The sequence below is a fragment of the Collinsella sp. BM28 genome, from assembly GCF_054551995.1.
The window spans coordinates 2031337-2045829 of sequence record NZ_JBTOLJ010000001.1 but is presented as its reverse complement, the minus strand read 5'-3'; the positions used below and the strand labels follow the sequence as shown (position 1 = coordinate 2045829).

Annotated in this window: 6 protein-coding genes and 1 tRNA gene; all 7 read right to left on the bottom strand. The window is 59.5% G+C overall.

All coding sequences use genetic code 11. The features are described 5' to 3' along the window. Positions 1–88 precede the first annotated feature (88 nt). The gene (locus ACX9NZ_RS08745; protein ID WP_407496134.1) at positions 89–5347 is read right to left on the bottom strand and encodes a sugar-binding domain-containing protein; all 5259 of its coding nucleotides are present in this window, start codon (positions 5345–5347) and stop codon (positions 89–91) included. A 228-nt stretch (positions 5348–5575) separates the two neighbouring features. Further along, positions 5576–6262: an L-threonylcarbamoyladenylate synthase gene (locus ACX9NZ_RS08740; protein ID WP_407496136.1), complete on the bottom strand. Its 687-nt coding sequence runs from the start codon at positions 6260–6262 to the stop codon at positions 5576–5578. Between the two features lie 317 nt (positions 6263–6579). Continuing rightward, positions 6580–7764 carry a N5-glutamine methyltransferase family protein gene (locus ACX9NZ_RS08735; RefSeq protein ID WP_407496138.1) on the bottom strand — a complete coding sequence of 395 codons (1185 nt, stop codon included), beginning with the start codon at positions 7762–7764 and terminating at the stop codon, positions 6580–6582. A gap of 204 nt (positions 7765–7968) precedes the next feature. After that, entirely contained in the window at positions 7969–9036 is a 1068-nt protein-coding gene (gene prfA / locus ACX9NZ_RS08730; RefSeq protein ID WP_118654388.1) for a peptide chain release factor 1, read from the bottom strand. A 252-nt stretch (positions 9037–9288) separates the two neighbouring features. Further along, on the bottom strand, positions 9289–12051 hold the full coding sequence (locus ACX9NZ_RS08725) for an InlB B-repeat-containing protein (RefSeq protein ID WP_407496141.1): 2763 nt from the start codon (positions 12049–12051) through the stop codon (positions 9289–9291). A 393-nt stretch (positions 12052–12444) separates the two neighbouring features. Beyond that, positions 12445–13788 (bottom strand): adenylosuccinate lyase, encoded by a 1344-nt coding sequence (purB, locus tag ACX9NZ_RS08720; RefSeq protein WP_330006657.1) that lies wholly within the window; start codon positions 13786–13788, stop codon positions 12445–12447. A 466-nt stretch (positions 13789–14254) separates the two neighbouring features. Next, positions 14255–14329: transfer RNA gene (locus tag ACX9NZ_RS08715), tRNA-Gly, on the bottom strand. Between the last annotated feature and the right edge of the window lie 164 nt (positions 14330–14493).

The following is a 14493-nucleotide window of genomic DNA, read 5'->3' as shown; positions in this document are numbered from 1 at the left end:
TTGAACGGTTCAGCCTATCTCTTTTATGTGGATTATTGTTTCCGCTGGTATTTACTATTGAGTACCAACCTAGTGGGATAATCCACGTTTACCCGCGAGGGGGTTCGTCGCGCCGCTTGACGCCGGCAATCGCCGCTGCCAACCCAAGACCACCGAGGACGACAATCGACAGCATCGATGCATCGCCGGTTCCCGGCAGCGTCGTGCCCGGCTTGTTCGCGCCGGAGTCACCCGCGCCAGAACCGGTATTGCCACCACCGGGGCTCACCGGCGGGTTGGGATCCGTATCGGGATCGATCGGGGGCACGGGATCGGGGCCGTGATCGGGCTGGGAGGCCTTGTTCACCGTGACAGACAGAACGGCGTCGCGCTCGCCATAGGTGACCTTGATGTCGACCGTGCCCTCCTCATCGAAGGCGGTCCCGAGCGCGGGATCAAAGGTGAAGTCGGCCTTGGTGTCCTCGCCGTATGCGACGTGTTCAATGTCACCGTTGCTGTAAGAAAGCTCAAGCTCCATGCCGGCCGGGTCGAACGCCTCACCCACGGTGTAGATACGCTTGGCGGGCTGCGTCTCCACCGCAATGCCCGTAAGCGTACGGCCGTTGAGTTCGATGGTGAAGTCATGCTCAATTGTGCCGGAGTAGTCACCAATGCCCTCGATAAGCACCTTGGCGGTGCCAACAGCAGTGTTGTTTTGGAACGTGAGTAGGTAGTCCACACCATAGACGAGCACCCGCTCGCCATCGACGATACGCTCATCAAACTGGTCGGCGAGCACCGGATGATCCGCGTCAACGCGATTGACCTTAACGACGCTCGGAAGGTCGGTCTGCAGCGTGTTGAGATCAACCGTCTCGGCGGTCTTGCGCAGACGAATCTCAGCGGCGGACATGAAGGTCGTGCTTTTATCGGCTTTGTCGGTCAGGGACTTCTCGGCCTTGAAGCGGAACTGGCTGGCCGTTACCGGTTCGTCGAACTGGGCGATCTGCCACGAGCGATCGTTCGTATCCCACGTTCCCTCGGCGCACTTAACCCACTCTTCATCAGCACCGTTGCGATACCAGATGGAGTACTCCTCGATGAGACCATTGGGTCCCTGCTGACGGGGCAGATACCTCAGGGCTTCAATACTCGTCGGCTCCTCGAGCGTCATGTCAACATAGAGCTCATCTTGCGGAGTGCCGCTCCACAAAGAATGGTAGATGGAGTCGTGATCGCCATCAAAGGCGAACTTGACCGGGCCTTCCTTGCCGCTTTGCCCCTGCTCGTTCGATGCCGCGGGCGTCATATCCCCAACGGGGTAGTCGCGCGCATCATCATCGGCCCCAAGGTCCGGCGAGACCGTGTCGGAGCCAAGGTTGATGACAAACTCACCGGTCTTGGCGTGGTCCTCGGACTCGAGCAGGATCTTGATTTGGTTCTCATAGGCGGGAAGGATGGTGACCGCGGCATTGTCTTTGCCAGCAGCGGCGACTTCGGCCACAATGGCGCGCGTGTCATAGCTGCCCGAGGCAAGAGCACTCGCCGACAGATCTTTACCATTCACGTTGAGGCTCTTGAGCGCAGCTTCGGCTCCCACCGGGTAGGAAGTGGTCGCCTTGATAAGTTCGACCTCGGTAATCATAGTGCAGGGCTTGTTGCTGCCCGTGTCGGTTGCGGTCGAGTTCACAATGTTCATGCGAACGAACACGGCCGTGACCGGTTCAAAGTCATAGGTGTAGAGCCTGACATTGGTGCTTGCGTCGGTCTCGGCAATCGTCTCGCGAGCCTCGACCTTCTTCCACGATCCCTCGCTACCGTCCTCGGACACCTCGAACGTGACGGTATTCGCATCGGGATACCTGCCGGAGCCCCCATCCCTGCCAAAGTACACCTTGATCTGACCGAGCGGCTGCTGAGTTGCATAGTTAAAGGTCAGCTTCGATTCCCGGTGACCGTCCTGAGCCCACTGCCAATTCGACCAGCAGCTCTGGTTCCTGCCACCGCCCGTGTTGGCGTCCATGGTGGTCGACCCGTTGCGAATCGCCTCAAGGGTGTCGGACGTCTTATCCTCGGGAATATCCTGGGTGAGCGTCATCGCGTCGGGGGCGATGTTGGTGCCCAGGGTGATGTTGCCCTTCTGAACGCGGACGGTCGCAGTGACCGGCATGTCCTTGCCGAACACGCTCGCGTGACCTTCGATTACGACCTCACCGGGCTCTGCGAAACGCCCAGCCTCCGGCTCATCCCATGTGACAGGGAAGCTTGCGTTCATGATCGTACCGTCGGGCATGATGGCCGGACGGGAGGCAGGAAGCACGGGCTCGCCCTTAACCGGAATGGTGGTCGAGTAATTGCGCAGTGCAACGACCTCGTCGACGATCGTGACGATGGCGCTGATCTCCGTGTTGGCAACGGTGCCCTTAACGGTGAACGAACCAGGCTGAGTAAGCTTCTCCTCGTCGATCGCGTTCCAGCTGACCTCTTCCTGCGAACTTGAGCCATCCGTGTAACGAACCTCGACCTGGGAGGGAAGCGTAACGGACGCACCCATCTTCACATAGTGGTACCGGGAATAGACCAGGGCATCGACTTGCTTCTGCTCGGACGGCTGGTCGGCAACCTTTTCAACCGGAATCTCGACCGTTGCAGGCGTGAGACCATCGGCGCTCACCGTCACCGTAACCGTGCCCGCATTCTTTGCAGCGCGCACGATGCCGACGAGCTGACCGGCATGGGCAGCGCGATTGTCGTCGCGGAACGACTGGTGATCAGCCTGGACTCCGTTGTCAATGCCGGCGAGCACGCCCGCACCCTCAACCGTGAAGGTAACCTTGTTCTTGGCCGTGGGAACGATGACGCCATTCTCATCCTCAACGTTCACGGTGAGATACGCGAGGTCGGTGCCGTTGGCCTTCATGGCGGTACGGTCCACGTCAACCGTCAATTTGGCAGCCGCGCCGGCCGTCTTCACGCTCTTGCGCCCGACCCAATTCTCGGTGGAAACCTCCTGACCCTCGTCGTTGTACGCCTTAGCGGAAATGGTGCCATCGGCATAGGGAACGTTCCAAGTGAGGTAGAGGTCCTCATGAGTCGGGGTCTCGGTGCCGTCCTCGCCCTTATAGACGCGGTAGGTGTACTTTCCACCCTCGGACGTGACCTTGCTCAGTTTCTTCTTACCAAGGCTGCGCGCCTCACCACCATCCGCCGGCGTGAAGAACAGCTCGACTTCGGCCGCATCGGTGTAGACGACGACCTCGACCTGCTTGTCATTGCCCGTCGTCATGACCGCGTTCTCATTCCACGCGGGCAGGATGTGGAGGGTGTTGACGTTGTCGTTCCACTGGCTCTGATAGAAGTAATACGAATCTTTGGGCAGGCCGGCGGTATCGATGATGCCAAAGTAGGAGCTCTTCGGCGAGGGCCATGCGCCCTGCGCGCCGGGGACGGTGCCGTTTGAGGGCGTGGGTTCTCCCAGATAATCAAAACCGGTCCACACATATTCGCCAGCCATAAAGTCGTTGGTGATGATGTCGAACCACGCCTTGGAGGCGGTGTGACCCCACGACACCGCGGACTTGTCGTACGACGTCAGCAACTTGTCGGCGTTGAGCCTGTTGCTGTCCTTGGTGGTGTACACGCCACGGCTGTTGGTGGCAGAAGCGGTCTCGGATCCGTAGAGCTTCCACGTGGGGTGCTTTTGGTGAACATCCTTGTACCGGTTACCGTCCATATAGTTGAAGCCCACGATGCCGCCAGCATCGGCGATGCCGGCCGGGTTGAGCTCGGTCGCCTGCTCGCCGCCTTTGAACTTGTTATCGCCCGTGGTGATGGGACGTGTGGTGTCAACTGCCTGCGCCCACGTAATGAGGTTCTTCTGCACCTGCTGAAAATTCGCAATGCCGCCCGTTCCCTCGGTCATCTCGTTGCCAAGGGACCACATGATGACGGACGGGGCGTTGATATCGCGCTTCATGGATTGCTCGAGATCAAACTGGGCCCACGTTTTTGAGGCCTCGCCGTCGATGAGCTCGCTTTCGCCCATCGCCTGATTGAAGAAGCGGGAATAGTCGTTGCGGTTATCGTTCTTCGCGGAAGTCCAGCCGTCGAACATCTCGAGGACCAGCAGCATGCCCTGCTCATTGCAGATCTCGGTGAGCTCGCGAGAATGCGGGTTATGGGTGGCGCGGATGGAGTTGCACCCCATGTTCTTGAGGAGTTTGACCTGGCGCTCGAGGGCGTCGTGTGTGTCCACGGAGCCGAGTGAGCCCTGGTCATGGTGCATGCAAACGCCCTTGAGCTTCATGCCCTCACCATTGAGGGAAAACCCCGTATTGGCGTCGAAGTTGAAGAAACGGTACCCGAAGTCAACGTCATACGAGTCGACGACACGATCTTCCTGCTTGATCTCGGTGCGAACGGTATACAGGTTAGGATTATCCAGGGTCCAGAGCTCGGGGGCAGCCGTGGTGATGGCATCCTGCTCGACCGTTGCGCTTGCGCCCGCAGCGATGTTGGTGGCAGCGCTCTCAACGCGGGCAATTGCCTGCTCAGGAGTGCCACCACGGGGGATCACCGTCTGCACGACCTTGACGGAGGCGTCTTTGTTCCCCTTGTTGGTGACGACGGTCTTGAGATGAGTCTTCACCTGGGTTTTGTTGGAGTCGGAAAGCTCTGGAGTGGTCACGACTACGCCATCGCGATCGACGTGCACGGGATCGGTGATCACGAGATCGACATCGCGACCGATACCCGATCCGGAATACCAACGGCTCGACGGCGTCTGATGGTTCGCCTTTACGGTGATCGTGTTGGATTCACCGAACTTAAGGTACTCGGTGATGTCGTACGAGAACGGCGAGTAGCCATAGGGGTGGTTGCCAAGCTGGTGACCGTTGACCCACACCGTAGAGTCCATGTACACGCCATCGAAATCGATACGGACCGTCTTGCCCTTGAGGGCTTCGCCCACCGTGAAGCTCTTGCGGTACCAGCCGATACCACCCAGCTTGTAGCCACTCTCGGCCTCACCGGCGGTGGTGTATTCCTGATCGATGCTGTAATCATGCGGAAGGTCGACGTTCTTCCATGCGGAGTCATCGAATTGCTCGCCCTCGGCGCCACTTGCATCGCCAAGGTAGAACTTCCAATTCTCATTGAAGTTCTGCGTGCGCACGGACGAATCGCTCACGGTGTTGATGTAGACGAGCTCGGGCTCCGAACTCATCTGCGTCGACGACTGCGACCGAACGTCGGGTGCGATTTCGGCCCAAGCTTGTGCGAGCGGTGCAGTTGCGATAAGGGCACCTGCGGCGAGCGCGCAGACAAACTGGCTCCTCGTTCGTCCATGAGTCAGACGTGCCTTCATTCATATCCCCCTTCGCCTAAGGGGCTCCGCCTCGCGGCAGGACCCACCTACAGATAGCGACATTCAAGGAAGGATTTTCACATGGCTCACATCGGACTCGCCATTCAACTCACATGAACGGTGAGTTATTGGGGGCTGAATGGTATTTCCCCTGCTCAAACGGTATACATTGGTCTCTTTTCTTAACTACCACTTGAGTGGGTTGTCAACCATCGGCCGCAACGGAAGCTACGCCAGAGCCTCGTATATGTCTTTTGCGGCAAGCGCCCCCTGGCGAAGGATCGTCACCTCTCCGCCCTGTACGGCTACGATGGTCGACGCATCCCTGCACGGGGTCTCCCCCGCATCGACGGCAACATCCACCCCGCTCAAGATGCGTGGCTCTACTTCGACGAACGAAGTTGGTGCGGGTTTGCCATGCGTGTTGGCAGATGTCATGGCGAGCGGAGAGTCACAGAGACGGATCAGCTCCTGTACCACCGACGACGCCGATGCGCGCAATGCAACCGTGCCGTCAGATGCGCGCATGAAGGCTGGGACTCGCGGCCCCGCAGGCACAACAAGGGTGAGGGCGCCGGGCCAGAATGCCGCGGCAAGGTCGCGAATCGCCTGCGGCACATCAACTCCGTACTCATCAAGCGCCTCTGCTCCCGACACGAGCCAGGGAACCGTCTGGGCGGTATCGCGGTGCTTGAGCGTAAAGATACGCCCGTACCCCGTGGCGGGCCCCGGCATTTCTGCACACGCGGCGTAAGCCCGAACCGCAACGCCAACGCCATACACCGTCTCGGTGGGCACCAACGCGAGGGCGCCTGAACTCATTGCCTCGGCGGCGACCCCGAGTAGCTCTCCATCGGGCGCGGGCACGCCTTCGCGCGCTCCCCCTGCTGTAACGCGGTACACCTCGACCATCATCGCCCTCTCTCGCTGGTTCTACCTCTTCGCAACGAACACGTACTCTTTCAGTCTGCCGAGCGCTTCTCTCAAACGCTCAGTGGGCAGCGCCAAGTTCAACTTAATCGCTTAGGGTCTTGCTAAAACCCACGCATCGCCGCCTGCGCGTCATACGCGATGGCGTCCTTGCCTGTCCTGTCGATTGTCTCGGTAAAGTTGAACATACATCCCTCCAGCTGCTACTTCTTTTGCTGCGTCTATTAGCCTATTGCCACCTGATCCAACGGCTGAATGTCCTGCAGGTCAGCCCTCTCCACGTGTCACCGCGAGATGCCGGCCTACACGCGAGCGAGGATGATGCGGGGGCGATTGGTAAGATCGTTGACGACACGGACCTCACGCATGCCGGCGGCGCGGCACAGGGAGGCTGCCTGGTCGAGGTGTCCCTCATAGAGCTCGCATGCAAGAAGTCCACCGGGCTTGAGCATGTGGGGGGCGGCATTCACCAGACGCCTGAAGATGTCCAGACCATCTTCCCCGCCATCGAGAGCCAGAGCCGGCTCATAATCCGCCACCTCGTGCGGAAGGTTACCCATCACCGATGTTGGAATGTAGGGGGGATTCGACACCAACACATCGAACGTCCCCCACTCAGTCTCACGATTGAGGGGCGAGACGAGGTTGCCCAAGCGCACATCCACAACATCGGGCGCAATACCCAACGCGTCACGGTTGCGGATGGAAAGGTCGACAGCGCGCGGCTCTATGTCAATCGCAACACAGCACGTATGCTCCGGGCGCTCGGCGGCGATGGAAAGCGAGATGCACCCGGTTCCGCAGCCGACTTCCAGCACACGAGCCACCTGCGATGCAGAATCATCGTCATCCGACGTGTTCACACCGTTTGCGCTCGTGGCGCCCAATGCGCCCTCCCCATCCCGAGGAACGGCGGTTTGCAGGCCCACCTCATCGCCAGAATCACCAGAATCTCCGGCCTCAAGCTCGGCATCCTCTTCAAGCGCCGCGATGTCCTCCTCCGTGAGCTCGCGTTCGACAAGGCGATCCTCGCTCTGGGCTGCCGCCGTTGCCAACTCCGCTTCGCGCGCCGCCTGAATCTCGGCGTTCCATGGCAGCTCAACACGGCTGCGCGGCCTGCATGCAGCAGCACCCAAAACGTCGGCATCGATGTACTTGAGGGTTTCCTCAACCAAAAGCTCCGTTTCGGGACGCGGAATGAGGACGCCGGGGGCACACGCAACGGTGATGGTTCGAAAATCCGTCTCCCCAATGATGTACTGCAGCGGTTCACCCTTGGCCCTGCGTACCACGGCGCTATGCATGCGAGCAAGCTCCTCAGGCGACATGGGCTTGTCGAAGCTCATGTAGATCTCTGTCCGTGAGAGCCCCGTAACCCCGGAGAGAAGCCACTCGGCAGACAGGCGCGGACGCTCGTCGCCCTTATCTCTCAGGTAGTCGCGCGTCCAATCCAGACACCGCTTGATGGTCCAAGTCTCGTTTGGCATCTCGGCCCCCGTCCTCATGTATTGCTCATCCGCGATTCTACGGCACGGCCGTCGCCCACCTTTCGGAAATGGCAAATTACAGCATATCCCGGCCAAAGTCGTTCGTAAGGCAGAGAACTTCCGGCAAGACCATGCACACATCAAACAAGGGCGGCTTGCAAACAAACCGCCCTCACACACGCTATATGGTTGTGACGCGATGGCTTATACGGCCTCGGCCAACTTTGCTGCACGGTCGGCGGCGGCGAGCGCGTCGATGACGCCCGCGAGCTGGTCGCCCAGCAATACACCGTTGTACGTGGAGTTATAGCCGATACGATGGTCGGTCACACGGTCCTGCGGCAAGTTGTACGTGCGGATCTTCTCCGAACGGTTGCCGTGGCCGATCTGCGCGGAGCGCTCGGCACCAAGCTCAGCCTGCTGCTTCTCGAGCTCCATCTCGTACAGACGAGCGCGGAGCATCTGCATGCAGACCTCGCGGTTCTGGATTTGAGAGCGCTGCTCCTGGGACTGGACCACGGTGTTCGTGGGCAGGTGGGTGATGCGAACCGCCGAATAGGTGGTGTTGACGCACTGGCCGCCAGGACCGGAGGCACAGTACGTGTCGATGCGCAGGTCGGACTGGTTGATCTGGATGTCAATCTCATCGGCCTCGGGCAACACGGCAACGGTCGCGGTGGACGTCTGGATACGGCCCTGCGACTCCGTCTTGGGAACACGCTGGACGCGGTGCACGCCCGACTCATACTTCATGACGGAGTAGACCTTGTCACCCTCGACCTTGAACTCGATGGACTTGAAGCCACCCGCCTCGGATGGGCTGGAGTCGAGGACCGTCATCTTCCACTTTTTGGACTCGATGAAGCGCTGGTACATCTTAAAGAGGTCGCCCGCAAAGATGGCAGCCTCGTCGCCGCCCGCAGCGGAGCGAATCTCGACAATGGTGTCCTTCTCGTCCATCGGATCACCCGGAATGAGCATGATCTTGATGTCTTCCTCGAGCTGGGGGAGCTTGGCCTCGTTCTCGGAGATCTCCATCTGGAGCATCTCCTTCTCGTCGGCATCGCTGGCATCGTGCAGCATCTCCTTGGCCACCTCGATGTCATCGAGGGCACCAAGGTACTCGCGAGCTGCCTTCACCAAGTCAGTCTGGTGCGCATATTCCTTGTTGAGGCGCGTGAATTCCTTAATGTCGCTGGCAACGGCCGGGTCGGAGAGCTTCTTCTCGAGCTCTTCGAAGGCGATGATGATTTTCTCAAGCTTGTCGCGCATGATGGCTCCTTGTATACGCGTAGGAATAACGGGGGCGCCGATGGTTTGATCGACGTGCGGGATGAGTTATGCCGGACAACGTCCAAGCAAAAATGCAGGCGTAGCTAGAGCTTATCGAGCGCGATGTGCATGGTTCCTCCTATAGTCTGCTGGATATGATACCCAAAACGCGCGGCGGCGGATAGCAGAAACGGGCCGCTGCCATAGGACAGCGACCCGTCTGAAGCACGTGTGTCTCGTGCGGTCTATGGGTTACTCGGACTTACGACGCTTGGCGACGATGACACCCGCAACAACGGCGACGGCACCAGCGACGCCCAGGGCGACCATGCCGATGGCGCTCGTATCGCCCGTCTGGGGAAGCCCGTTTTGGGGCTTTTGCGCGTTGGTGGTGGAGCTGGCCTTCACCCAGCCTCCGTAAAGCGTCATATCTGCCGTTACGACATCCTTGTCAAAGTTCCACTCGCCAGACACGGACCCGTCGGAAGCCTTGACCTTAAACCAGCCAACGAACTTCCACCCTTTGTACGTGGGGTCGGCAGGACGGGTAAGCTTGGAGCCCGGCTCAACCTCTTGCGTAAAAGAGGAACCCGCACCGGTCTCGAAGGTGACCGTGACTTTGTCAACGGGCTCGGGAGCGACACCCGAATCAACCAGCTTAACCTTGAGCGTGAAGGGCGCGACCCCAGAGGAGGCCTGTGATGCATCCGCCTCTTTTTCAGCACTGAACTCAAAGGAGAATTCTGCCGAAGTGTCGGCTGCCGCGATGGCCTTATTCAGGGCCGCGAGGTTAGCGGTGTCCACCTTGATGGCGTAGCCACTCTTCTCGACATCCACGTTCATGCCCATCAAAGCTAGAAGGTCGGCTTCGGTGATTTCCTTACCAGATGCCACATCGTAGACATACACGCCGTCGACGACCTTGTCGGCGTTCGGAACCAGCTGCGCACTCACGGCAACTAAGTTGCCATCCTTATCAAGCTGCAGTCCGGAGCCGGAGACGATGAACCCGGCAGCGGGAGGCTCGCCCACAAATGTGCCGCCGGAGATGGCAATATCGCGGCCGACCGTAGTGCTTTCGCCTTCCTTGACGAAGTACAAGACGGTCGCGCCCTTTTCGCTCTCGAAGGTGCCGCCCTGGATATCCAGAGAGATGTCGCGATCGTTATAGCCGCTTTCCACGTAGATGGCTGCACCGGTCGAAATCAGATTGCCAGAGGGACTGCCGTCGTAGTAGTCCTCGGGGTTTTTCTTCTCGCCGGTAGCCTTAATATGGGTATCGCCCTCCGCGACAACCGAGCCACCCTTAATGGTGACGCCGCTCTTGGCCTCAATGGAGGTGTCCTCGATAGTCAGCGTGCCGGACTTCGGCGGCCAGTACACTGCGGTGGTCTCGCACGTGATATTGCAGTTCTTGAGCGTCACGTTCTGGTTGGAATTGAGTCCCTGAACGCCAATGGCCTGGTCAACCGTTTGAAGCGTAAGGTCTTCCAGCGTCACGGTGATGTTGTCATTGGTGGCGTAGGTATACAGGCCGTAGCTGTCCTTGTTGGTGTTGACGATTGTGCCGTTTTTTACCGCAAGAGTCACATTGGACGCAGACACCGATATGGTATCAGCGCTGTCGAGCGTGATGGTATGACCCGCCAAGTCGATGGTCGCCTTGGTACCGGCCTCGGTGATGTTGATGTACTTGTCTTTGCCAGCAGAGACCTGATCAGCGCCCAAATCGCTCAGAAGGGTGACCGTGCCGCCATTTTTGGCAGCCGCGATGCCCTCTTCAAGCGTGGCGAACTTCTGACCGTTCACCTCAACAGCGTAGACCTTGATGTCCTCGGTCGCACCAGGGTTGGCGTTTTCCGCAGCGGCAGGCGTTGTGTAGTAGACCTTCTTGCCGTCCTTCTCGACGAACGCACCCGCGCCTGCGACGGCGTCGGCCTCGCTCACTACAGAAACGGATCCCTCTTCGTTCACCAGCATGGCGCTGTCGTCGGCCAAAACAGCACCGGGAAGCTCGGTGTTGGACGTACCGCCCTTTACGAATCCAGTGCAGTCTTCGCTATAAATCGCCTGCGATGCATCGGGTGCGTTGGTCTCGAGTGCGCCACCCGTGACGGCAATCTTGACCTGCTCGATCGCTTCGGGATCGTTCTTTTGCGGATTGCTCTCATGCAAGGCGTAGGTTCCGGAAATCTTCGCGTTGCCTGAGATCGTAACGTTGATGGGTTGCTTCGTGGCGTGCTGAGCAATCGCGATACCCGCTCCGGACGACGTGCTGCCGCTACCGTTGGGGCTGGACTCCAGCGGGCCGATGCCTGAAATCTGGGCGTTTCCCGACACGGTAAGCTCGCCCGCACGAATTTCGATACCCGTACCTCCGGTAATGGTGCCGCCGGTAATGGTGGCCGTGCTATAGAAGGCAGGCAGGTAGAGCGCGGGGGCATCCTCTGCGGTGGACGTGATGGTACCGCCCGTCATGACGAAATCAACGCCACCGATACCTTCGGAGCCGTTGGTGCTAAATCCGAATATTCCCGCCTGGATTTCTCCGCCGGAGATCTCGACCTTCGCGCTGTGCTCGGTTCCGTTTCCAAGAGCGCAGATGCCGTAGTCCGCCTTGATGGTGCCGCCCTGTAGAAAGACGTACGCATCCGTATCGTCCTTGGTGGTGTAGATGCCGTACTCGGGAACCTCGAGCGTGCCGCCCTTCATGACCACCGAGCCTTTGGACCCGGTCACAATACCCAGCGAAAGCGTGCTGCCGACCTTGTTGACCTTGAGCAGACCGCCGCCTACGGTGTCATCGAGCGTGAGCCTGCCGCCGGAGATTACATTGAACGCGCGGTTGTCCACCTGGACGGTGCATCCGTTCAGGTCCAGCGTGACGGAGACGCCGTCCACGCGACCCGTGGTCATGGTCGTGTTTGCCAGCACCCTGACCGTTTGGCCGTCTTTAGCAGCCGCAAGTGCCTCGTTGAGCGTCGGGTACTCGACGCCGTCAATGCTCGCAACCACCCCTCCGGCGCGCTCGGAAACATCCTCATCGAGAGAGAGTATGGTTGCCTGCTACTCGGTCGTCCGAACTGTAGGGACGGGCTCCTCATGCGCATACGCCACGGACGGCAAAAAAGTAGCCGTAGATAGCGCCGTGGCCAACACGAGGATAGCGGTTGTACATTTCTTTGTTCCGATACTCATACCCACCTCGTTTCTCTTGGGGTCCGACTTCTCGTTCGTCAACGACGCCATCGGGGCGATCGCGTCGCCGGGTGCTTTCATTGTACAGTTCCAGCACTTGAGCATGGGGCAAAACATTGCCCGTATGACAAAGGGTGCCGCCGACTGTTTCACGCCGGTGGCACCCCTAATTCCCTCGTCTGTATGCAAAACGAGCCATTCCCTTACACGCTAGAAGCTCAGCTGCTCCAGACGCGTAAAGACCGTGTCGATGCGGGTGAGGAAGTCCCACGGATCGAAAATCTCGTCAAGCTTTTCGGCAGGCACCGTGCACTCCGGATCGGCCTCGAGGCGCTCACGCAGCGTCGGGCCATCGACGGCAGCGTGAACATCGTCCCACACGGCCATGGAATTGCGCTGGACGATCTTGTAGGCGTCCTCACGCGTAATGCCCGTGTCCACCAAGGCGAGCAGCACCTTGGAAGAGAAGATGAGGCCGCACGTAAGGTCGAGGTTCGCCTGCATGCGTGCCGGATACAGAATCAGGCCGTCGACGATGCGAATGAGGCAGGTGAGCATGTGGTCGAGCGCGATGAAGCTGTCGGCCTGCGCCACGCGCTCGGCAGAGGAATGCGAGATGTCGCGCTCGTGCCACAGGGCCACATTGTCAAACGCAACCTGGGCATTCGCCTTCACCACGCGCGACAGGCCGCACACCTTCTCGAGGGTGATGGGATTGCGCTTGTGGGGCATCGCGGAACTGCCCTTCTGACCCTTGCGGAAGGGCTCCTCGGCCTCGAGGGTGTCGGTCTTCTGCAAATTGCGAATCTCGGTGGCAATGCGGTCGCAGGTCGCGGCGGTCGTGGCCAACACGCCGGCGAGATATGCATGATGGTCGCGCGAAATAACCTGCGTAGACAGCGGATCATGGGCGAGACCGAGGTGCTCGCACACGTACTCCTCGACAAACGGGTCAATGGAGCTGTACGTGCCCACCGCGCCGGAAATCGCGCCGAACGCGACGTTCTTACGCGCGTCGATGAGGCGGTCGAGGTCGCGCTTGAGCTCCCAGGCCCAGCTGCCGAACTTCATGCCGAACGTCATGGGCTCGGCATGGATGCCATGGGTGCGACCCACGCACAGGGTATTGCGCTCCTCGAACGCACGGCGGCGACAGATCTCGCCGAGCTTGCGTACGTCCTCAATGATGATGTCCGTGGCCTGAACAAGCTGATAGCACAGGGCAGTGTCTCCCAGGTCTGAGCTGGTCATGCCGTAGTGCACCCAGCGGCTGGGCTTGGGATCGCCCTCGGGCACATCGGCGTCGATATAGGAGCCCATGTTGGTAAGGAACGCGATGACGTCATGATTGGTGACGGCCTCGATTTCGTCCACCTCAGCCTTGTTAAAAGCGGCGTGCTCGCGAATCCAAGCGGCCTCCTCCTTGGTAATACCGCATTTGCCGAGTTCGGCCTGCGCCTCGCAGGCAAGGACCTCAATCTCCTGCCAAATAGCGTACTTATTCTCAAGCGAGAAGATGTGGCCCATCTCGGGACGGGTATAGCGGTCGATCATGGCGGCTCCTTTTTGAGTATTGGCACGCAACGTACACGCTTTATTGTACGTGCACGGACTTACACATGCACGCGCTGCAAGAAGCGAACAAAACCACTCGCACGAGACCCCCGCGCTTCCCGCGCACCATGGAAGTGGGGGTGTGTGCCAGGAATCGGGCGAAAAGGTAACGAGTTTTCGAAGAGGCCGAGTAGAGCGTCAGTTGAGGCGGCAAACCCCCAGCTCGCAAGCTGTCAAAATCCACGTCTACCCGGCGTATCGAATTCTTCGTTACATTTTCGCCCGATTCCCGGCATCGCCTGATGAAGCTGAGGTCATCAAAAGCGCAAAAGGGTAGCACAACTCGACAAAACTTCGTAAAATGCCGGAGTTTTGTCGAGTTGTGCTACCAATTGAGGGCTCCGATCCCGGCGCGCACTCGAAAAGAGCCCGGTGCCGCCATGACACCGGGCTCTCTAGCTCTCAATGGAGCGGGTAACGGGACTCGAACCCGCGAATGTCAGCTTGGGAAGCTGATGCCTTACCACTTGGCGATACCCGCATGAGCGGTATCATACCACGCCAGCGTCTCTCTGGGCAATCTTTCCCATGTTTACGGAACCGAGCCTTGCGCGTCCTTGCAGGAAGGACCCAGCGGAGCCATTGCTGTACTCCACCGGGCCCTTTACCGCTGTGGGCCCGACCAGCGTCTCCCCAACCGCCGCA